Below are 18,258 nucleotides of genomic sequence, written 5' to 3'. Positions count from 1 at the left end.
CACAATACAGCTTGAACCCTTTCATCCAATGTGTGTTTCATTACTTTCTCAGACATAATAAAAACTCCCTTTATAGTAGTAGAGATCTTTTATTATTTCTCTGTCTACTATAAAGGGAGCATATCACTGACCCCCGTGTCTCACTTCTTTTAAAATAATTCTTCTTCGAGTTTAGTGCGGTTGACGATGATGTTGTTTTTTTTGTTTGTTTCGATTAGGTTGTTCTTTTTGAGTAGTGTTAGTGTTCTGCTGACGGTTTCCCGGCTCGAGCCGATCATATTTGCCAATTCTTTATTCGTGAATTGAGTTGTGATTTTGTATTGTTCTTCACTCAGTTGTTTTCCGTGGCTGTTTGTTAGGCGGATTAACAATAGGATGATTTGTTCATAGGTGTTGTGGAGAATTTGTTCTTCTAAACGGTTCTGCAGGTCCACGATAATATCTCCAAGCACACGAAATACTTTGACACTTATCCGTGGATTGGCAATAAGAAATTCTTCAAACTGATGAATTGGAATATAGACGAGAGTCGCTTCTTCTAATACTTCAGCATGGGCCGGATAATTATCGTTCCGGAAAAATCCTTGATGCGGAAACATTTGGTTTTCACCAAGCACGTTAATGATTTGTTCTTTTCCTTGCAAATCAGTCCGATATATTTTAATTTTTCCATCCAGGATAAAGTAAACATTCGTTAAAGGCTCTCCCTGCATGAAAAGGTGACTCCCTTGCCGGTATAAGCGATTCCGCGCAATATCAAGCACTGGTTCCATTTCCGAATCTGTTAAATTTTTAAATAAAGGAAAGCGCTGTAATAATTTTTTTTGCGGAATTTAGATTCATGTTATTCCCTCTCTAAAAGTAGATGTATTGTTCTAGTCCATTCTTTTTCACAATCTTTATTCTATCATACCCTTAAGTGAATGATGTGAGCAAAATCACAGAAAAATGTGTTTATGCTCACTACTTAACAATGAGTATTAATATATGATGAATATAGTAAAACAAGAACATACATTTAAAAATATCGGAGGTATTCAAGATGAATAAAATAAGCTGTAGTGTGAAAGTTCATGCTCCTGATATCCCCCCAAAAAGTCGTCATATTCGTATATTCTGGGCATTTGATAAACTTGAAGCTGGTGAGTGTATGCAACTTACGAATGACCATGATCCGAAACCATTATATTATCAATTTTTGATCGAACGTGAAGGAGAATTCACCTGGAAATACATGGAGGAAGGGCCCGATCTTTGGCGAGTTATCATCGGTAAAAAAGAATAAACGGCAAGAGGCACTCTTTTGAATAAATTGGAACTTCAATCAGTTGGTTTTTTTCTTCATCCCACTGATTGTTAGTTGAACAAACTTTAGGTGGTAGCTCACGTTTCTTCACACCCAAACTTTTCTTGAAGACCCTAAATTTTAGGTGGGAGTTTACGGACGGTTACCCTAGGATATACCGTTCGATGGATGGAGTGCTTTTTGTATGCGTGGATATCGCAGGGTTTTCGCTAGATTAGCTTGGAGGAAGTCTCGTTATGTATGCTATAATTATAGGAAACAGGGGGTGTCGGAATGTTTGAAAGAAAGTCGATCCAATTAGAGGAAGCGATTACACGTTTAATGAAATTTGCGCATCCGGGTGAGATGGAGCACCTTTCCCTGCTTGATGCATTGGGTTTTTATTTGGCGGAGGACTTAGTTGCCGATTATCCAATTCCACCATTTGACCGCTCGCCCTATGATGGGTTTGCCGTATGTTCAATCGATACCGTCAAAGCCACAACACATTCCCCGAGCATATTGAAGGTTGTCGGAGAAATTGCTGCGGGTCAAGTGTTTTCTGGAACCGTCAGGAAAAATGAAGCAGTCCGGATTATGACCGGCGCAGCAATTCCGGAAGGCTGTGACGCCGTTGTTATGATTGAAGCGGTAAAAGAAGTAAGGATAGGTGATGAGCCTCATATCCAGGTTCGCAGACCATTGCGGCCGAATCAGAACATTTCCATTAGGGGAGAAGATGTGCGGCAAGGTAAGATGATTGCCGAAGCGGGGAAATATATTAACCCAGGTTTAATTGCATTGCTTGCAACATTTGGTTACGAACAAGTTCCAGTCAGAAAGAAGCCGGTGGCAGGCATTATTGTTACAGGAAGTGAACTGCTGGATCCGGGTGAACCGCTCGAACAAGGGAGAATCAGAAATAGTAACGGCTACATGATTCATGCACAAGCACTCCGAGTAGGAGCGGAAGCAGTATATCACGGGAAATTAAGTGATGATCTGGAAGTTAATTTTAAAAGTATTGCAACGAATTTGGAAAAAAGCGATATCCTGATTACGACAGGTGGAGTCTCTGTCGGTGATTATGATCATATGCCAGAGATTTTCAAACGACTTGGTGCGAATGTGCTCTTTAATAAGATCGGCATGCGCCCGGGGAGTGTAACGACAGTGGCGGAAAAGGACGGGAAGCTCATCTTCGCTTTGTCAGGGAATCCATCTGCCTGTTACGTCGGTTTTGAACTTCTTGCACGACCATTCATCCGAGCCATTTCAGGTGCGAGTCACCCATTTTCCCCGCGAGTAACAGCTATTCTTGGTAAGGACTTTTTAAAAAAGAATCCATTTGATCGTTTCGTTCGTGGCAAGCTCGACTGGAAGGATGGTATGCTCTTTGCAACACCACTTGGATTGGATAAATCAGGTGTTGTTTCTTCTCTTGGTGATGCGGATTGTTTGATCGTTTTCTTGAAGGGGAAGAAAGAATCGGAAAAAGGGGAGCAGGTGGAAGTTATTTTGTTAGATTACGAAGAAAGTATTTCAGTGGGGGAATTTTCAAGCGGGTAGAGGATGTTGGATGTGACAGAAAAACTACAAGCGAATAAAAAACAAACATTCCTCACCGATATCAAATTACTTATTAAATTTAAAGTCATGATTGCGAACGTCTTACCGGTAATCGCCGGTCTTTGGCTCGTAATGCAGTTCGAAGATATTCCGCTATCTGGAAATTGGGGAGTTGTATTACTGACGATAAGCGGCAGTACGTTAGTCATTATCGGGGCATTAGTCATTAATAATTGGTATGACACAGATATTGATACAGTAATGGACCGGACAAAATCAAGGCCAACTGTAACGGGGAATATCCCTCTCACGACTGTATTATTTATCGGTTGGGGAGTATCGACACTCGGCTTTATTCTATTATTTTTCACAAATTGGGAAGTTATGATTTACTCCATTCTCGGTTGGTTTATCTATGTTTTTCCCTATACGATGTGGACGAAGAGGAAATTTACGTGGAATACAATAATTGGCAGTATCTCAGGGGCTGTAACGCCGCTAATCGGATGGACGGTTTTCGCTACAGGCTGGCATATTGTCCCAATCACCTATGCTCTCATTCTATTTTTCTGGCAAATGCCACATACATATGTTATTGCAATTAGGAAGTTTAAGGAATACAAAGCAGCGGGGGTAGCAATGCTTCCAGTGGTGAAGGGAATGCAAGTGACGAAGCGAATGATGCTCATCTATTGCCTCTGTCTTTTGCCGCTTCCATTCATGCTCCACTCCCTAGGTTCGTTCTATGTAGCCGTTGTTACCATCTTAACTATCATCTGGGTCATCTTAATCATTCGCGGTTTTTTTGTGAAAGATGACTTAAAATGGGCCCAACAAAACTTCCTATTCTCCGTTAACTACCTGTTGATTGTTTTTCTGTTAGCGATGATTGTAACGGTATAAAAAATAACACAACTCTCAGGGATAATTGCTTTCATTCAGCGTAATTGTTTGCTCATTCGTTTGAAAGACTCTCTAATCGCCGTTCAGTTGCCCGGTGGACGGATGCGCATCCTTAGGCACTGCTAGAGCTCCTCGGGCTGAGCACTAAGGGGTCTCCAGGCTCGTGCTTTTCCCGCAGGAGTCACCGTCCACCGGGCAACTGAACTGGTAGTGATGATTATTTTAAATACAAATTATTCCTGCATGATAACGATTATACCTTTTCAGTACATTAAATAGTGATCCCAATATGGTCATTCCTGGTAGCAGTCCAGACACTCGAGACTCCTGCGGGAGGATAGGCCTGGCGAGACCCCGCAGCGCGATAGCGCGAGGAGGCTTGCCGGCCGCTCAGCAGGTGCGAGAGGTGTCTGGACTGCGGACTTCCAAGAGAAAGTTTCGGACACTTACGCTGTATGGAAGTGACAAGTGGTTACTCTTCCGTTTCTTTATAAAATATGGTTCGGATGAAGTAGAAGAAGATGCCGCCTGCGAGGAAGACGAATCCCCAGCCAAGTGTTTTTTGTTCTACAATGAGGTAGTTGTTACATAATTGAGTAGGCGCAGCAATATATAGAACAGCCATCGCCGCGAAAATAGCACTAATAATAATATAAACTGCATTTTTCACGCGGACACTAACTTTAACCCAGCTATCCCTTAATGGAACACCAGCTAAAAACGGCAAACTAATAAACTTAAAAATTTCCACCGCTGGGATCGTTAAAGCTTCGTCCATCGTACGGGGAATCATCCAATAGATAGCAATAATCATATTAAGATTCCTGGAATACCATTCCCATTCCATTTCTCAAAAAAGTGAGGAAACTTCTTTTGGAAGAAAGGTGTCATGAGTACACCCGCAATGAGGAAGAAAGGCATTTGCATATGCATATGGATTGCCATAATAGACTCCGCGAGGGTTACAACCGGTGGCAAAATAAGAAAGATGAATAGTGCTAAACCATAAATGGGCTGTCTCATTATAAATCACTCGCTTCCTCTTTTAAAATAGATAATAAATTATCACTCGCTGTACCAATCTCGATATAATCCATCACTTCAATCAGAATTCCATTCGGGTCGACGAGATAGAATGCTGAATTATGTTGGAAATGTCCATATCCGTCGGGAATGACGATGACACCGAAATCATCGAGCAGGGCGTTTAGTTCCATTTCATCGGTAATTCTTGCCATTCGCCACGTTTCCCCGTCGCTGCCAAAGTAGGCACGGTATTTCTCCAATGTGTCAGGATCGTCCTGTTCAGGATCCAAACTAATGCTCATAAATACGATGTCTTCACCGACGTATTCTTCCGAGATGGAGTTATAAACTTGTGCTAGGTTCATTTCGAGTTCTGGACAGACATCGGTACATGCAGTGTAAATGAAGGTAAGCATTACGTATTTTCCTGCGAATTCAGAAAAAGGATAGACGCGTTCTTTACTGTCCTCGAGTGTCACTTCAGGGAATACAGGTTGTTCTTCCATGACTCTTTAGGAACTCGTGCGCTAACTAGAGTTCATTCTGCATTTTCTTTCGTTCTAGCCAGCTTTTTATTGGTCGCTAAAATGACATGTAGATTTTCACTTGGTTTTCATAGAACTTTTGGCGTTACCTGTTATTTCTTATCTCTAGTGTACAGCGAAGATTCTGCTGCCTGTGTGATGTAAATCACTTGTAAGCTGTGACTTCGAACACGAATAAGAGGTCTTTGTGACAAAATGATGACGTCAGAAGAAAAAGTGGTTGAAATAATCGTGTAAGCAGTTCTTCTTGGATGAATCTCATTGAGACTTCATTTCGTAGTATAATAGAAGTTATACATAAGGAAAGGTTGATTCCATGTGGAGAAATATTCAGAAGTACTATCCGCCTGCACTTGATCTGCTAACATTCAGTATGATGTTCGGCATGATTATTTACGTCTTCTTTTCTTTCGGCAAGCTGCCGCCGGAGATTCCAATTCATTTTAATATTGCAGGACAAGCGGATGGTTGGGGCATAAGGGGGCTTTATTCGGCTTGATATTGCTTAACTTCCATACAGTCTTGCTTTGCTTCGTGTTGAATTATTTTTTAATCATTCGTTCCGAAAATAAGGCAGACAGTCTGCAATTCATGAATATTCCCTTTTTGAAAAAGGAAGAATTAACAGAGGGTGAGATTCATACTGTAAAGCAACATACTGCGAGAATGCTGGCAGTTTCTAATTTAGTTATCAGTCTGATGTTTGCAAGTATTTACTACGATATTATTCAAAATGCACTAGGGAAAGAAAATGGACTTGGTTTCGGTGTAGAAATCATGATCATTCTTATCTTCGTTCCTTTTGTCTACTATTTCTGGAAAATTTATCACGATTTAAAAATAGGACCATTTAGGAAGCGCAACTGAATGGTTCGTTCTATTGACAAAAACCAAGTAAACATATGTAGTTAACTAGGTAACTAATTTCAGAAGAGGAGGATTTCGTGAAGGTAAATTTCTTTCATCAGCAGCTTCAGTTCAGCAGGGCATTTAAGAAAGCATTGAATAAGCAACTTTCAGAAGCCGGGCTATTTCATTCGCAATGGCTCGTTTTATATTGCATTAAAAAGCAACAACCAGTGCCCCTTGTTGAAATCAGCAATTATCTCGATGTCGAAAAACCGACTATTAGCCGTACAATCAAAAGGCTGGAAGAACAAAAGTTAGTCGAAGCCGTTCCGGGCGCAGATAAAAGAGAGCGTCGCATTTGTTTAACAGAGACAGGTGAAAACAGCTATGAAAAAGGTCAGGAAATTGTCTTTCAATTTGAGAAGAAACTAGCAGCAGAAATCTCGGAAGCTGATATGGAAACAACGTTAAACACAATTCTATCTTTGAAAAATAAACTTAAAAAGGAGGAGATAAATTGACAAAGCGTGAAAAATTATGGACAAAAGACTTTATTATGGTATCCACAACCAACTTTCTTCTATTTGTTTCCTTCTATATTTTAATGGTGACCCTAGCCATGTACTCCATTGAACAATTTAATGTTTCGGGAAGTATTGCAGGTCTGGCATCAAGTATTTTCGTACTTGGTGCTGTTTTAGTTCGTCCGGTGGCAGGGAACTTGATTGCAACAGTCGGGCGGAAGAAGTTACTAATATTCGGGCTAGCGCTGTTTCTTGTCATGGCACTTGTTTATTTCCCGGTTAATACAATCGGCTGGATGCTCTTAATCCGGTTTGTTCACGGGTTTGCATTCGGTATTACAACAACTGCAACGGGAACAATTGCGGTCGATGTCATTCCGCCGAGCAGACGCGGGGAAGGACTGGGGTACTTTGCGACAAGTAATAACTTTGCGATGGCAATTGGCCCGTTTGTTGGTTTAATAACCTTGCAATATTTAAGTCAGGATATGATTTTTGTTATCACAACTGGGATGTCAATTATCGCACTAGTAACTGCGCTATTTATGAATGTTCCGGAAATCGAAAGTAAATATCTTGAAAAAGAGAAACGGCAGAAAAGATTTAAACTTAGTGATTACTTTGAGGGGAGCGCACTCCCGATATCTATTTTTATGCTCATCGTTGGGGTCGCCAACTCAAGTATTCTATCTTTTATCAGTACGTATGCGGTAGAAATTAATCTTGTCGACGCGGCAAGCTTTTTCTTTGTCATGTATGCCGTGTTTCTCCTTCTGTCACGCCCTGTGACGGGGAGAATGTATGATGAAAAAGGTGAAAATAGTGTCATGTATCCATCGATTGCTTTGTTTGGGATTGGATTAGTCATTCTTAGTCAGGCTAGTAATGGCATCTTCTTGCTTATCGCTGGAGCAATCATTGGGGTCGGCTTTGGAACTTTACAATCAAGTGCTCAAACGATTGCAGTGAGTACAGTACCACACCAACGGGTTGGACTTGCAACTGCAACCTTCTTCACGTTTTATGACCTTGGAATGGGGATTGGCCCATTCTTACTCGGTTATCTCATTCGAGTCACTGGTTTCCGTGGACTTTATTTAGCGATGAGTGTCATTGCATTCCTAGCTTTACCGATTTATTATTTTTTGCATGGAAGGAAAAAAGCCGAAGTAAAACAAACTGCTTAATCGCGCACGTCCTACTTGTAGCATCATGCTTAACCCTTTATAATTAAGAAAAGAAAATCAGCAAATTATAAAGGGTGTGGATGATGGGAAAGCGAATTTTTTACTTTTTGTTAACAAACGTTCTAGTCCTACTTACGATTAGTATCATCGTTAATTTAATACCAGGGGGATTGAATTATTTAAATGCCCAGGGTGGAATTGACTTCGGTACCTTGCTTATCCTAAGTGCGATCATCGGGTTTACCGGTTCTTTTATATCTCTGTTGATCTCACGCTGGATGGCGAAGCGGATGATGGGGGTTCGGGTTATCAATCCTGACCAGCCAGCTACTGCTTTTGAGCAGGAACTTGTTGAAAGAGTTCACCGTTTATCAAGGGCAGCGGGCTTAACGTATATGCCTGAGGTTGGAGTTTATGATTCACCCGAAGTGAATGCTTTTGCGACCGGTCCATCTAAGAAACGATCGCTTGTCGCTGTTTCAACTGGTTTAATGGAAGAAATGGATGATGATGCGATTGAAGGGGTACTGGCCCATGAGGTCGCCCATATTGCAAACGGTGATATGGTGACAATGACCTTGCTGCAAGGTGTCGTAAACACATTCGTTGTATTTCTTGCACGGATTGCTGCGTTTATCGCATCGCGTTTTGCAAGAGAAGAAATTGCTCCGCTTGTTCATTTCATCGCGATTATTGTTTTTCAACTTGTATTTTCCATTTTAGGAAGCCTTGTTGTCTTCGCCTATTCCCGTCACAGGGAGTTTCATGCAGACCGAGGCGGGGCAGATCTTGCAGGCAGAGATAAGATGAGGCATGCGCTTGAGTCATTGCGCGCTTATAGTGACCGTATTAAAACAGAAGATGACACATCGATTGCCACGCTTAAAATTAATGGCAAGAAAAAATCGAATATCTTCTCGACACATCCGGATTTGGATGAAAGAATAAGACGTTTACAATAATTAGAATGGCATGTTCAGAAAAAGTCTGGATGTGCCATTTTTTTATATTTATTTTATCCAGGTGTAACTGTCAACCAGGAAAGCGCGATGATGGCTGGAACAATTCGGGATAATCTTACCTATGGCTTGGATAATGCGAAGAAAATTCCGGATGAACGTCTATGGAAGGTCACGGAGATGGCCTATGCAGATACATTCATTCGGAGTTTTCCAGAAGGTTTAGCAACAGAAGTCGGAGAGCGTGGGGTGAAGCTCTCCGGTGGTCAGAGACAACGAATTAATATTGCGCGTGCTTTCTTAAGAGATCCGAAAATCTTAATGCTCGATGAAGCAACGGCAACTCTTGATAGCCAGTCGGAGCATGCTGTCCAACAAGCCCTCTCCCGTCTAATGAAAGGACGCACGACTTTTGTGATTGCCCATAGACTATCGACCATCGTGTATGCAAATAAAATTATTTTTATTGAAAAAGGGAAGATAACTGGGTCAGGCACTCATGAGGAACTGATTGCAACACACCATTTATACCGGAAATTTGCTGAGCAGCAATTGAATTAATGAATTTCATAATACGTATTTAATGCTTCACCATCACCGTATGTAGTTGAGTTGGTTCGTTCCCAACTACATATGGTGATGGAAAAGCCGACTTTGGTAATTATGAAATTCATTCGAATGATTAGAAATACCAACCAAGAAAAATTATCTTGGTTGGTTATTTTTTTGACTTGCAAATAATTCCTAATAATCATATAATTGGTATTGAGTGTGCATTTAGGACTAGTGAAAATTACTCATTACACATGGAAAGGGAGTCTTACAAATGGAGTCAGTTCTAACAGCTTACACAATTAAAGAAAATGTTAACGCACTTCTTCCTGGTAGGAGCACGGACTATAACACCATTGTTTTAACCCCTAAAGAAAAACTCTACATAAAAATGTCCCCGCTCAAAATCATCAAAGAAAGTTGTTCCAAAAGCTTTTTAACGTACGAAGGGAGTTTAGCGGTGATTAGAAAAAAACTGGGAATTCAATATAAAGTACCGTTACCAATCAATACAGCCCTCGGCATCTATGCATTTCCTACCATGTCATCAACACACCCAGACTGCATTTGGCTATTTGACCATCGCATCAAATGGATTGAAGATATTAGCCAAAAGAGTAAAAAATTTAAATCAAAAGTCCACTTTATTGATGGAACTTCCTTGTCGCTTACGGTATCTACCTACACACTAAACGAGCAAAGGCGCCGAGTAAAACTATGCATAGATAAATTTGAAGCAGAACAAACATTGAGCTGATGAAAATCTGGGCAGCTTGACTTGGTGGCAACCCCTAAAAGTTAGAATAAAAAAACTAACTTTCGGGGGTCGGTGCTCTAAGCTGCCCCTTTATTTATTTGGTTAAGCCGTCTACGAGACTGTTTATTTGGGAAACGATTGATTGAATCAGTTCTTTTGCGTGCTTTTCGGTGCTTGAACGAGGATGTTGACCCGCCCATAGGGAAAGGTATTCTGGTCGATTTTGCTTTGCAGCTTCTTTCCGGATCCCTTTCGTTAATTCATTTTGGATTGGGTAGTCTGGCAGTTGCTGTTCTACTTTGTCAAAATTTTTCATGAACATATTGTGGATTCCTCTCGCCGGTTTTCCACTGAATGCTTTTGTAATGGCAGTTTTATCCTCACTGCTTTCACGGATTGCTTGTTTATAAAGAGGGTGGGCGCCACTTTCTTTCGTAGTAACAAATGCCGTTCCCATTTGGACTGCTTCAGCACCAAGGATGAAGGCAGCCAGCGCTCCCCGTCCATCCATAATTCCGCCTGCCGCGATGATTGGAATGCTCACATAATCCTTTGCTTGTGGTACGAGTGCTATTGTACCGATCATCGACATCTCGAAGTCTCCAAGAAAAGTTCCCCGGTGTCCGCCAGCCTCACTACCCTGCATGACAACCATATCAAGTCCACGTTCTTCATTTGCCAGAGCTTCATCTACTGTTGTTGCTGTACCGATTAACGTAATATCCGCATTTTTAAGTCTTTGTACGATTTCTCTGGAAGGGAGGCCAAAGGTAAAGCTGCAAATCGGCACCCTTTCTTTGATTAGAACTTCTATTTGTCCCTGGAAATTATCGTTATTTATTTCAGGGGATTGTGCTGGTTCCTCCATGTTTAATTCCTGTCGGATTCCTTCAAGCCAATCATTGGCTTGACTGACTTTCTTCTGAGAAAAATCCGGATTTTCCGGCACGAATAGATTCACAGCGAAAGGTTGGTCTGTACGCTGTTTGATTTTTTGTATAGTATCCCTCATTTTAACCGGTGTTAAATAACCTGCCCCAAGTGTACCGAGTGCGCCTGCTTGAGAGACAGCGGCAACGAGCTCTGGTGTTGTAATGCCCCCAGCCATCCCTGCTTGAATAATTGGATATGTAATACCAAGTCTTTTTGTAATCGGGTTTTCATCAAACATCTTATGCTCTCCTTTCCCTTTATAAGTTTACTTTAGTATAAGCGAACCGAAAGAAAAAAGAAAAGTAAGATAGATAAGAAAGTACTGTGGATTAGTAAAAATTACTTAATTCAATGAATTTCATAATACGTATTTAATGCTTCGCCATCACCATCAGTAGTTGAGTTGGTTCGTTCCCAACAGATGATGATGGTGAAGCTGACTTTGGTGATTATGAAATTCATTCAATTGTAAGTGAAAATAAAAAGTGATAAAATAGGAATGTTATTTTACTGGGACAACCTTATGAAGTGAAAGGTAGGGAAAATGATGAATCCGAAACGGAAAGGAATGTATCGCGGGGGAATATTTATTGGCCTTGCGGTTGCTTTGTTATTGGATTTAAAATATAAGGGCCTCTTTTACCGGATGATTCGGCCGAAAGAAGTCCAATCATAATATAGCTACAGACAGCATTAGGAGTCTTGGAACAAACACAGCTTAGAGGAGGATTTACAGCAAATGGACTCTAAAGAACGGGATGCGATACTGAAGACCGTTCCGCAAAAAGGTTTCTTCGGGCATCCAAAAGGGTTATCGACGTTATTTTTCACAGAGTTTTGGGAACGATTCTCATATTATGGGATGCGTGCGATTTTACTTTATTACATGTATTACGAAGTGACCGAGGGTGGTCTGGGATTGGACCGGACGACAGCCAACTCGATTATGGCAATCTATGGTTCGTTAGTGTATATGACAGGTATTATTGGTGGATGGATTGCTGACCGCTTGTTAGGAATGAACCGGACCGTATTTTACGGTGGAGTTCTGATTATGGTCGGTCATATTATCTTAGCGCTGCCAGGCGGATTTGTAGCATTACTTCTATCCATGCTATTTATCATTATTGGGACAGGCTTATTAAAACCGAACGTTGGCGGAATGGTTGGAAAGTTATACAGTAAATCAGATCCACGACGAGATTCTGGTTTTAGTATCTATTATATGGGAATTAACATGGGTGGATTCATTTCACCATTAATTGTCGGAACTATTGGACAGGAATATAGTTTCCATCTTGGATTTAGCCTAGCTGCTGTAGGGATGTTCGCGGGCTTAGTTGTCTATTTATTCACGCGGAAGAAGAATATGGGGCTTGCGGGAATGCAAGTACCGAACCCGTTATCCGCTATTGAAAAAGGCAGCATTGCACGCAGATTTTTCTTTGGCGCAATTGCCATCGCGGCGTTTTTATGGTTAGGATTTTCCGGTGGTTGGTTAACAGTTGAACGTGTCATATTCTTTATTAGTATTTCAGGTGTTATTATTCCGGCCGTTTACATTTTTGTTATGTACCGCAGTGAGAAAACAACCGATGACGAGCGTTCTCAGTTATTGGCATATATTCCGTTATTTATCGCTGCAATGATGTTCTGGGCGATTCAGGAACAAGGCTCGAACATTCTGGCAACATATGCAAACGAGCGGACGCAGTTAAGTTTCTTAGGCTTTGAACTGAAGTCTTCATGGTTCCAGTCACTTAACCCGTTATTTATCGTAGCACTTGCTCCGGTATTCGCTTGGCTTTGGGTGAAGCTTGGGGATCGTCAGCCGAGTACCCCACAGAAGTTTTCGCTTGCATTAATTTTTGCCGGATTGTCCTTTATTATTATGGTGTTCCCCGCTATCTTCAATGGGACGGCATCCCTTGTCAGCCCCTTGTGGCTCGTAATGAGTTTCTTCCTTGTCGTGATCGGTGAATTGTTATTATCTCCGGTTGGACTGTCGGCATCAACGAAACTTGCGCCAGCTGCGTTTGCGGCTCAGATGATGAGTCTTTGGAACTTATCGAATGCTTCTGCTCAGGCGATTAACGCGCAGGTTGTACGTTTTTATTCGGTGGAGACAGAGGCGATTTACTTCGGGGTCATCGGTGGATTTGCGATTCTTTTAGGAATTTGTTTACTATTCCTTGCACCTAAATTGAAAAAATACATGCGTGGAATTAGTTAAAAATTGGAATGGGGCAATCAAGGTGATAATCTTGATTGCCCCATTTTTAAATCGTTTTTTCATTTGCTTTATGAGGTGCTGAGTCACTTGTATTCAGAGCAAGAATGCCCCCGATGATTAGAACAACGCCAAGCAGCTTGACGAGATGGAATGCTTCATTCCAAAAAAGAAATCCGATTAGTGCAGTTAAAGCCGTTCCTGCCCCTGACCAAATTGCATAAGCGAGGCTGAGTGGGAGGGTGCGCAGACAAAGGGAGAGGAAATAAAAAGAAAGCCCATACCCAAGTAGGACTGCAAGTGACGGATAAAGCACTGTAAAACCACTGGAAAGCTTCAGCATAACCGTACCAAAAATTTCAGCAACAATTGAAACAACAAGAAAACCATAACCCTTCATCATGAACACCAACTTTCATTTTGTTTGAGTGGACAGAGGGTCAGTGCATCCCAGTTGGATAGCTTTGTGATATGGAGGATAGCAGTCCTCTCAGCGCCCGACTAGTACTCTGTTCGCAGCTTAATCAGTCGTTGACCAGGCTCCTCAACACTCGAATCACAGCATCCTCCACCCAAACTTCAATATCAAACATCCAATAAAACAACGCCTGCAATGATGAGCAGGATACCCGTTAATTTTTTTATATTAAAAACCTCTTTATAAACGATTATTCCAACCATAGCTGTTAATGCAGTTCCCATACCAGCCCAAATCGCGTATACCATACCGAGTGGTAATTCGGTTAACGTGAGGGAAAGAGTATAAAAAGAAACTCCATATCCAATTACAACCCCAAGCGTCGGAAGTATCCGTTTAAACCCATCCGTCAGCTTCAATAAGGAGCTGCCAAATACTTCACTTATAATCGCGAAAGTTAATAGTACAAAAGCATTCAATGGAGCGACGTCCTTTCTTTTACAGCTGTATAACCAATTATACATGAAAAGAATGAAACTTTCAGTGGGGAGCAAACGTAATAATCACTAGAAAAGAAAGGAGAGGTTCCATTCATGTTACGGTGCGAAATTAAGGAAGCAGGCTACAGTAAACACGAAGCCGTTTTAAAAAACATTACATTTCAAGTTCAGCCGGGAGAGCTTGTCGGATTAATTGGACCGAACGGGGCGGGGAAAAGTACGACGATTAAATCCTTGCTTGGTGTCATCGATTACGTTCAAGGAGAAATTGAAGTCGAAAATTATACTTACATCCCGGAACGGCCATTTTTCTATCCTGGCTTGACGTTAATGGAGCATTTTCACTTTCTTCTAGCAACGATTGAAGCAGATGAAGTGGATTTCACCCGGAAAATGCAAAGGCTGCTAAAAGAATTCGACCTGGAAGATGTCGTACATCACTATCCTGAAAGCTACTCGAAAGGGATGCAGCAAAAAGCGATGATAATGCTCGCTTTCTTAAAAGAGGCAGATATCCACATTATCGACGAACCATTCATGGGGCTTGATCCAAAAGTTGTCCGGAAGCTTCTAGGCATAATCGATAAGGAAAAGCAGCGAGGTGCCGGCATTTTAATGTCGACGCATGTGCTTGATACAGCAGAGAAGATTTGTGACCGCTTTCTGCTTATCTCTAACGGGAAGCTAATTGCGGATGGGACATTGGAACATATTCAGAGCAAGAGCGGACTACAGGGTGGGTCTTTATTCGATTGTTTTCATATTCTGACGGAGCGTGAGGCGGATGACCGGCTGGAAATTATTTAAGTTACGGTTTATGGACGATATCAGATATCAGCGCAAGATTCTTGGAATGGTCATCGACTGGACCATTTGGTTCTATGCATTCATTCCGTTCCTTATATTTGGGGTGCTCTTTTATATCGACATCTGGAAAGATACGGCGTCCTATTGGCCGGAAATATTACCGGGTACGGTGATTATTCGGTTCTTGTTACTCATTGTGACAATCGTCCAATTTCGCATGTTTATGCAGGAAGCAGATCAATTATTTTTGCTTGACCGGCTAAAATTATATCGTGGTTTACGGCGTGCAGCATTTTCGTATTCGATGCTTCAGAAGATAGGGATGTCCGTATTGTTGCTCGCTATTGCTTTGCCGTGGCTCACCCAGCTTATCGGACTTGGTGTGCGACAGAGCTTTTTCATATTTACATTTCTAGTTGCGTATCAGCTGCTCGTAGCAACCATAAAGAAAGTCATTCGTCACCCGGTGAAGCGGTGGATTCTGATTGCTGTACTCTTTATTCTAAGCGGCAATCTCCTCACGTACCTAACGCTGGATATACTCTTCGTAGCAAGTGCCGCTCTCGCCATTATTCTAATCGCCTGGAATTATACGGTAACCGTTCCGGCAAAACGTTATTTTTTTGAAGAGGTGAATGACGAGATCAAGGAGCGGATGCGCTATGCGAAAATGATACTTGGAACGGCAAAGGAAGTTGAAAAACCTCCCATCCGTTTTGGCAAAAGGCCACTAATACTCCGAAATGGCAGACGTATTTTTAAACAACCGAATCCTGAAAGCGGATTGCTGGAGCTGTTGATTAAAGGGCTCCTCCGCCACACGGTTTATCTTAAAAGTTATTTTCAAGTGGTCGGAATAACGCTCTTTGCGATCGCGTTACTGCCAATTGTCTGGTTGAAGTGGCTCGTTTTCCTTTTGTTTATTTTATTCCTGAACTATAATTCTTGGTTAAAAGGTTTATATATGAAAATGCTCGATGAATATTTCTTCCATGTCATTCCGATCGAGAAGCCTGCCCGTGAAGCCGTTTGGTTGCGTTTTAGACGTTTACTCATGATTCCGGCTATTATCCTTGCAGGTCTTGCTGCTGTACTGATGACATTTGTTACGATAAATTAGTTGGAGGGTATATGATGAGTGGGAAGGAATCGAAAAAGAAAAGCAGAAAAGCTGAAGAGCGTATTGAACGGCTTGATTGGTATATGTTTATAGGTGAGATTCTCCTCTATATCCCGCGCGTGCTCTGGCGGATACTTCGGAGGGTTTTTGATTGGAGTTGAAAGGAGGTTAGCTGATGACGATTTTAAAAAATGATTGGGCACCATTGCTTGAAGGAGAATTTGGGAAATCATATTACTTGGAATTACGGGAGTTTTTAAAGGAAGAGTATAGGAATTACACCATTTACCCTGAGATGCATGATATCTTTAATGCGTTACATTATACAAGTTACGAGAATACGAGAGTTGTTCTGATTGGTCAAGATCCGTATCATGGTCCAAATCAGGCCCATGGCTTAAGTTTCTCTGTGCAGAAAGGGGTCAAAGTGCCACCTTCATTAAGAAATATTTATAAAGAGCTTCAGAATGACTTAGGAATCGAACCCCCATCCCACGGTTATTTGAAGAAGTGGGCCGAGGAAGGAGTCCTTTTGCTGAATACGGTACTTACAGTAAGGGAAAAACAACCAGCTTCACACCGCGGAAAAGGTTGGGAACAGTTTACGAATAAAGTGATCGAGCTCGTTAACGAGAAAACAGATCCGGTTATGTTTATTCTCTGGGGAAAACATGCCCAGGATAAGGAGGCATTCCTGACGAATAAGAGGCACCATATCATCAAATCACCCCATCCGAGTCCGTTTTCAGCGAATCGCGGCTATTTCGGGAGCAGACCGTTTTCTGCAACGAATGATTTTCTGAAAGCGAATGAACGAGAGCCGGTTGACTGGGAAATCCACTGAACGTTTACGTACGTTAAATAAAATATGTGTATTAACGTTCGTTTACGTTCTTGCAACATATAAGGTCATTGATTATAATGAGGGTTAATATTTAGAAATCCGAATGTTAAACATAAAACAGTGAGGGGCGAGAACGAATGGAACGTGTTTATAACTTTTCAGCGGGGCCTTCCATCCTGCCGCAAGAAGTATTGGAAAAGGCACAAAAGGAATTATTAAGCTATGCAGATTCTGGAATGTCTGTGATGGAACTCAGTCACAGATCTAAGCTTTTTACAGAAGTGATTGAGAAAGCAGAACAAGATTTGCGTGAATTAATGGCCATTCCGGATAATTACCAAGTCTTGTTTCTCCAAGGTGGAGCTACGCTGCAATTTTCCATGGTGCCGCTAAATTTAATGCGAAATGGGAAAGCGGGTTTCGTAAATACTGGTTCCTGGTCCAAAAAGGCAATCCAGGAAGCGGAAAAGTTCGGCATGGTGGAAGTTATTGCTTCAAGTGAAGACCGTGGATTCCACTATATCCCTAATCTTGACGAGGTGGAAATCGATTCTGGGTATGATTATATACATATTACAACAAATAACACGATTGAAGGTACTGCTTTTTCGGATATTCCAGACACAGGCGACGTTCCGTTAGTTGCTGATATGTCGTCCAATATTTTATCTGAAGCAATCGACGTGAGTAAGTTCGGTATCATTTATGCCGGTGCTCAGAAAAATATTGGTCCGGCAGGGTTAACGATTGTTATTATTCGAGAAGACCTAATCGGTCATGCGAAAGCAGACTGCCCGATTATGCTTGATTATAAGACACATCATGAAAGCAATTCATTATATAATACCCCGCCTACCTTTGGGATTTACATGGCTTCTCTTGTATTTGAATGGTTAAAGAATCTTGGTGGCATCAAGGAGATGGAAAGAAGGAACCGCGAGAAGGCGCAACTTCTTTATGATTATCTGGACGAGTCTGATTTCTTCACTACACCGGTCGAAAAGGCGAGCCGTTCCTTGATGAATATTCCTTTTGTCACACCATCGAAAGAGCTTGATGCTTCATTCATTGAAGAAGCAAAAGCAGTGGGGCTTGAAACGTTGAAAGGTCACCGTTCGGTTGGCGGTATGCGAGCGAGCATTTATAACGCGATGCCAGTTGAAGGTGTGGAGTTGCTTGTAGACGTGATGCGGAAATTTGCAGAGAAGAATCAGAACTCAGCGGTAGAAGTAGAAAAGGGCAGATAAACG

At 41.6% G+C, this 18,258-nt stretch carries 23 protein-coding genes and 1 pseudogene; 17 read left to right on the top strand and 7 right to left on the bottom strand.

Annotated features, from left to right (window positions below):
• Positions 1-149: 149 nt before the first annotated feature.
• Positions 150-833, bottom strand: a complete 684-nt coding sequence (locus LZD48_RS14655; RefSeq protein WP_310739843.1) for a Crp/Fnr family transcriptional regulator — start codon at positions 831-833, stop codon at positions 150-152.
• Positions 834-1,042: 209 nt separating this feature from the next.
• Here LZD48_RS14655 and LZD48_RS14650 point away from each other — a divergent pair, with 209 nt between their 5' ends.
• The 3 genes from LZD48_RS14650 (at position 1,043) to cyoE (ending at position 3,757) form a co-directional block, all read left to right on the top strand.
• Positions 1,043-1,285: a DUF2249 domain-containing protein gene (locus LZD48_RS14650; RefSeq protein ID WP_235763466.1), complete on the top strand. Its 243-nt coding sequence runs from the start codon at positions 1,043-1,045 to the stop codon at positions 1,283-1,285.
• Between the two features lie 294 nt (positions 1,286-1,579).
• Complete coding sequence (locus LZD48_RS14645; protein ID WP_235763465.1) at positions 1,580-2,854, top strand: molybdopterin molybdotransferase MoeA; 1,275 nt, start codon at positions 1,580-1,582, stop codon at positions 2,852-2,854.
• Between the two features lie 3 nt (positions 2,855-2,857).
• Positions 2,858-3,757, top strand: a complete 900-nt coding sequence (cyoE, locus tag LZD48_RS14640; protein ID WP_255771076.1) for a heme o synthase — start codon at positions 2,858-2,860, stop codon at positions 3,755-3,757.
• A gap of 472 nt (positions 3,758-4,229) precedes the next feature.
• Here cyoE and LZD48_RS14635 read toward each other — a convergent pair whose 3' ends face one another.
• From LZD48_RS14635 to LZD48_RS14625, 3 genes are read right to left on the bottom strand one after another with little or no spacing between them, the layout of a single operon-like run.
• The gene (locus LZD48_RS14635) at positions 4,230-4,571 is read right to left on the bottom strand and encodes a hypothetical protein (protein WP_235763463.1); all 342 of its coding nucleotides are present in this window, start codon (positions 4,569-4,571) and stop codon (positions 4,230-4,232) included.
• Positions 4,568-4,780 (bottom strand): hypothetical protein, encoded by a 213-nt coding sequence (locus LZD48_RS14630; RefSeq protein ID WP_235763462.1) that lies wholly within the window; start codon positions 4,778-4,780, stop codon positions 4,568-4,570. Before LZD48_RS14630 ends, LZD48_RS14635 begins: the two co-directional genes overlap by 4 nt.
• Positions 4,780-5,289 (bottom strand): SCO family protein, encoded by a 510-nt coding sequence (locus LZD48_RS14625; RefSeq protein WP_235763461.1) that lies wholly within the window; start codon positions 5,287-5,289, stop codon positions 4,780-4,782. Before LZD48_RS14625 ends, LZD48_RS14630 begins: the two co-directional genes overlap by 1 nt.
• A gap of 355 nt (positions 5,290-5,644) precedes the next feature.
• Between LZD48_RS14625 and LZD48_RS14620 the strand changes: the two genes are divergently transcribed.
• From LZD48_RS14620 to LZD48_RS14590, 7 genes and pseudogenes are all read left to right on the top strand, one after another.
• A complete protein-coding gene (locus LZD48_RS14620; RefSeq protein ID WP_235763460.1) occupies positions 5,645-5,827 on the top strand; it encodes a DUF1648 domain-containing protein in 183 nt (60 codons plus the stop codon).
• Positions 5,824-6,195, top strand: a complete 372-nt coding sequence (locus LZD48_RS14615) for a hypothetical protein (RefSeq protein ID WP_235763459.1) — start codon at positions 5,824-5,826, stop codon at positions 6,193-6,195. The genes LZD48_RS14620 and LZD48_RS14615 overlap by 4 nt, the downstream gene beginning before the upstream one ends.
• Positions 6,196-6,272: 77 nt before the next feature.
• Complete coding sequence (locus tag LZD48_RS14610; RefSeq protein WP_235763458.1) at positions 6,273-6,698, top strand: MarR family winged helix-turn-helix transcriptional regulator; 426 nt, start codon at positions 6,273-6,275, stop codon at positions 6,696-6,698.
• Positions 6,695-7,888, top strand: coding sequence for an MFS transporter (locus LZD48_RS14605; RefSeq protein WP_235763457.1), 1,194 nt, complete (start codon positions 6,695-6,697; stop codon positions 7,886-7,888). Before LZD48_RS14610 ends, LZD48_RS14605 begins: the two co-directional genes overlap by 4 nt.
• 83 nt (positions 7,889-7,971) lie before the next feature.
• The gene (gene htpX / locus LZD48_RS14600; RefSeq protein ID WP_235763456.1) at positions 7,972-8,850 is read left to right on the top strand and encodes a protease HtpX; all 879 of its coding nucleotides are present in this window, start codon (positions 7,972-7,974) and stop codon (positions 8,848-8,850) included.
• Positions 8,851-8,919: 69 nt separating this feature from the next.
• Positions 8,920-9,408: pseudogene (locus tag LZD48_RS14595) on the top strand (ATP-binding cassette domain-containing protein); the annotation flags it as partial.
• A 265-nt stretch (positions 9,409-9,673) separates the two neighbouring features.
• Entirely contained in the window at positions 9,674-10,156 is a 483-nt protein-coding gene (locus LZD48_RS14590; protein ID WP_235763455.1) for a competence protein ComK, read from the top strand.
• 94 nt (positions 10,157-10,250) lie between these two features.
• Here LZD48_RS14590 and LZD48_RS14585 read toward each other — a convergent pair whose 3' ends face one another.
• Positions 10,251-11,327 (bottom strand): NAD(P)H-dependent flavin oxidoreductase, encoded by a 1,077-nt coding sequence (locus LZD48_RS14585; protein ID WP_235763454.1) that lies wholly within the window; start codon positions 11,325-11,327, stop codon positions 10,251-10,253.
• Positions 11,328-11,633: 306 nt separating this feature from the next.
• Here LZD48_RS14585 and LZD48_RS18815 point away from each other — a divergent pair, with 306 nt between their 5' ends.
• Together LZD48_RS18815 and LZD48_RS14580 are read left to right on the top strand one after the other, a co-directional pair.
• Positions 11,634-11,765 carry a hypothetical protein gene (locus tag LZD48_RS18815; RefSeq protein WP_255771075.1) on the top strand — a complete coding sequence of 44 codons (132 nt, stop codon included), beginning with the start codon at positions 11,634-11,636 and terminating at the stop codon, positions 11,763-11,765.
• 63 nt (positions 11,766-11,828) lie between these two features.
• Positions 11,829-13,322: a peptide MFS transporter gene (locus tag LZD48_RS14580; RefSeq protein ID WP_235763453.1), complete on the top strand. Its 1,494-nt coding sequence runs from the start codon at positions 11,829-11,831 to the stop codon at positions 13,320-13,322.
• A 46-nt stretch (positions 13,323-13,368) separates the two neighbouring features.
• Here LZD48_RS14580 and LZD48_RS14575 read toward each other — a convergent pair whose 3' ends face one another.
• Complete coding sequence (locus tag LZD48_RS14575; RefSeq protein ID WP_235763472.1) at positions 13,369-13,719, bottom strand: DMT family transporter; 351 nt, start codon at positions 13,717-13,719, stop codon at positions 13,369-13,371.
• Between the two features lie 185 nt (positions 13,720-13,904).
• On the bottom strand, positions 13,905-14,216 hold the full coding sequence (locus LZD48_RS14570) for a DMT family transporter (protein WP_235763452.1): 312 nt from the start codon (positions 14,214-14,216) through the stop codon (positions 13,905-13,907).
• A gap of 114 nt (positions 14,217-14,330) precedes the next feature.
• Between LZD48_RS14570 and LZD48_RS14565 the strand changes: the two genes are divergently transcribed.
• From LZD48_RS14565 to serC, 5 genes are all read left to right on the top strand, one after another.
• On the top strand, positions 14,331-15,044 hold the full coding sequence (locus LZD48_RS14565; RefSeq protein ID WP_235763451.1) for an ABC transporter ATP-binding protein: 714 nt from the start codon (positions 14,331-14,333) through the stop codon (positions 15,042-15,044).
• Entirely contained in the window at positions 15,022-16,164 is a 1,143-nt protein-coding gene (locus LZD48_RS14560) for an ABC transporter permease (protein WP_235763450.1), read from the top strand. Before LZD48_RS14565 ends, LZD48_RS14560 begins: the two co-directional genes overlap by 23 nt.
• 14 nt (positions 16,165-16,178) lie before the next feature.
• On the top strand, positions 16,179-16,325 hold the full coding sequence (locus LZD48_RS14555; RefSeq protein ID WP_235763449.1) for a hypothetical protein: 147 nt from the start codon (positions 16,179-16,181) through the stop codon (positions 16,323-16,325).
• Between the two features lie 14 nt (positions 16,326-16,339).
• Entirely contained in the window at positions 16,340-17,008 is a 669-nt protein-coding gene (locus LZD48_RS14550) for a uracil-DNA glycosylase (protein WP_235763448.1), read from the top strand.
• A gap of 137 nt (positions 17,009-17,145) precedes the next feature.
• Positions 17,146-18,255, top strand: coding sequence for a 3-phosphoserine/phosphohydroxythreonine transaminase (serC, locus tag LZD48_RS14545; protein ID WP_235763447.1), 1,110 nt, complete (start codon positions 17,146-17,148; stop codon positions 18,253-18,255).
• The last annotated feature ends 3 nt before the right edge of the window (positions 18,256-18,258 follow it).

Source organism: Oceanobacillus alkalisoli (assembly GCF_021556485.1).
Classification (GTDB): domain Bacteria; phylum Bacillota; class Bacilli; order Bacillales; family Amphibacillaceae; genus Oceanobacillus; species Oceanobacillus alkalisoli.
The sequence above is the reverse complement of the archived record's forward strand: the minus strand, read 5'-3'. Positions and strand labels throughout refer to the sequence as shown.

Bases quoted from the DNA above. Each gene is read 5' to 3' on its own strand.
- LZD48_RS14650 (WP_235763466.1), top strand. From the start codon at position 1,043: ATGAATAAAATAAGCTGTAGTGTGAAAGTTCATGCTCCTGATATCCCC.
- LZD48_RS14645 (WP_235763465.1), top strand. From the start codon at position 1,580: ATGTTTGAAAGAAAGTCGATCCAATTAGAGGAAGCGATTACACGTTTA.
- cyoE (WP_255771076.1), top strand. From the start codon at position 2,858: ATGTTGGATGTGACAGAAAAACTACAAGCGAATAAAAAACAAACATTC.
- LZD48_RS14635 (WP_235763463.1), bottom strand. From the start codon at position 4,571: ATGATTATTGCTATCTATTGGATGATTCCCCGTACGATGGACGAAGCT.
- LZD48_RS14630 (WP_235763462.1), bottom strand. From the start codon at position 4,780: ATGAGACAGCCCATTTATGGTTTAGCACTATTCATCTTTCTTATTTTG.
- LZD48_RS14625 (WP_235763461.1), bottom strand. From the start codon at position 5,289: ATGGAAGAACAACCTGTATTCCCTGAAGTGACACTCGAGGACAGTAAA.
- LZD48_RS14620 (WP_235763460.1), top strand. From the start codon at position 5,645: ATGTGGAGAAATATTCAGAAGTACTATCCGCCTGCACTTGATCTGCTA.
- htpX (WP_235763456.1), top strand. From the start codon at position 7,972: ATGGGAAAGCGAATTTTTTACTTTTTGTTAACAAACGTTCTAGTCCTA.
- LZD48_RS14590 (WP_235763455.1), top strand. From the start codon at position 9,674: ATGGAGTCAGTTCTAACAGCTTACACAATTAAAGAAAATGTTAACGCA.
- LZD48_RS14585 (WP_235763454.1), bottom strand. From the start codon at position 11,327: ATGTTTGATGAAAACCCGATTACAAAAAGACTTGGTATTACATATCCA.
- LZD48_RS18815 (WP_255771075.1), top strand. From the start codon at position 11,634: ATGATGAATCCGAAACGGAAAGGAATGTATCGCGGGGGAATATTTATT.
- LZD48_RS14580 (WP_235763453.1), top strand. From the start codon at position 11,829: ATGGACTCTAAAGAACGGGATGCGATACTGAAGACCGTTCCGCAAAAA.
- LZD48_RS14575 (WP_235763472.1), bottom strand. From the start codon at position 13,719: ATGAAGGGTTATGGTTTTCTTGTTGTTTCAATTGTTGCTGAAATTTTT.
- LZD48_RS14565 (WP_235763451.1), top strand. From the start codon at position 14,331: ATGTTACGGTGCGAAATTAAGGAAGCAGGCTACAGTAAACACGAAGCC.
- LZD48_RS14560 (WP_235763450.1), top strand. From the start codon at position 15,022: ATGACCGGCTGGAAATTATTTAAGTTACGGTTTATGGACGATATCAGA.
- LZD48_RS14555 (WP_235763449.1), top strand. From the start codon at position 16,179: ATGAGTGGGAAGGAATCGAAAAAGAAAAGCAGAAAAGCTGAAGAGCGT.
- LZD48_RS14550 (WP_235763448.1), top strand. From the start codon at position 16,340: ATGACGATTTTAAAAAATGATTGGGCACCATTGCTTGAAGGAGAATTT.
- serC (WP_235763447.1), top strand. From the start codon at position 17,146: ATGGAACGTGTTTATAACTTTTCAGCGGGGCCTTCCATCCTGCCGCAA.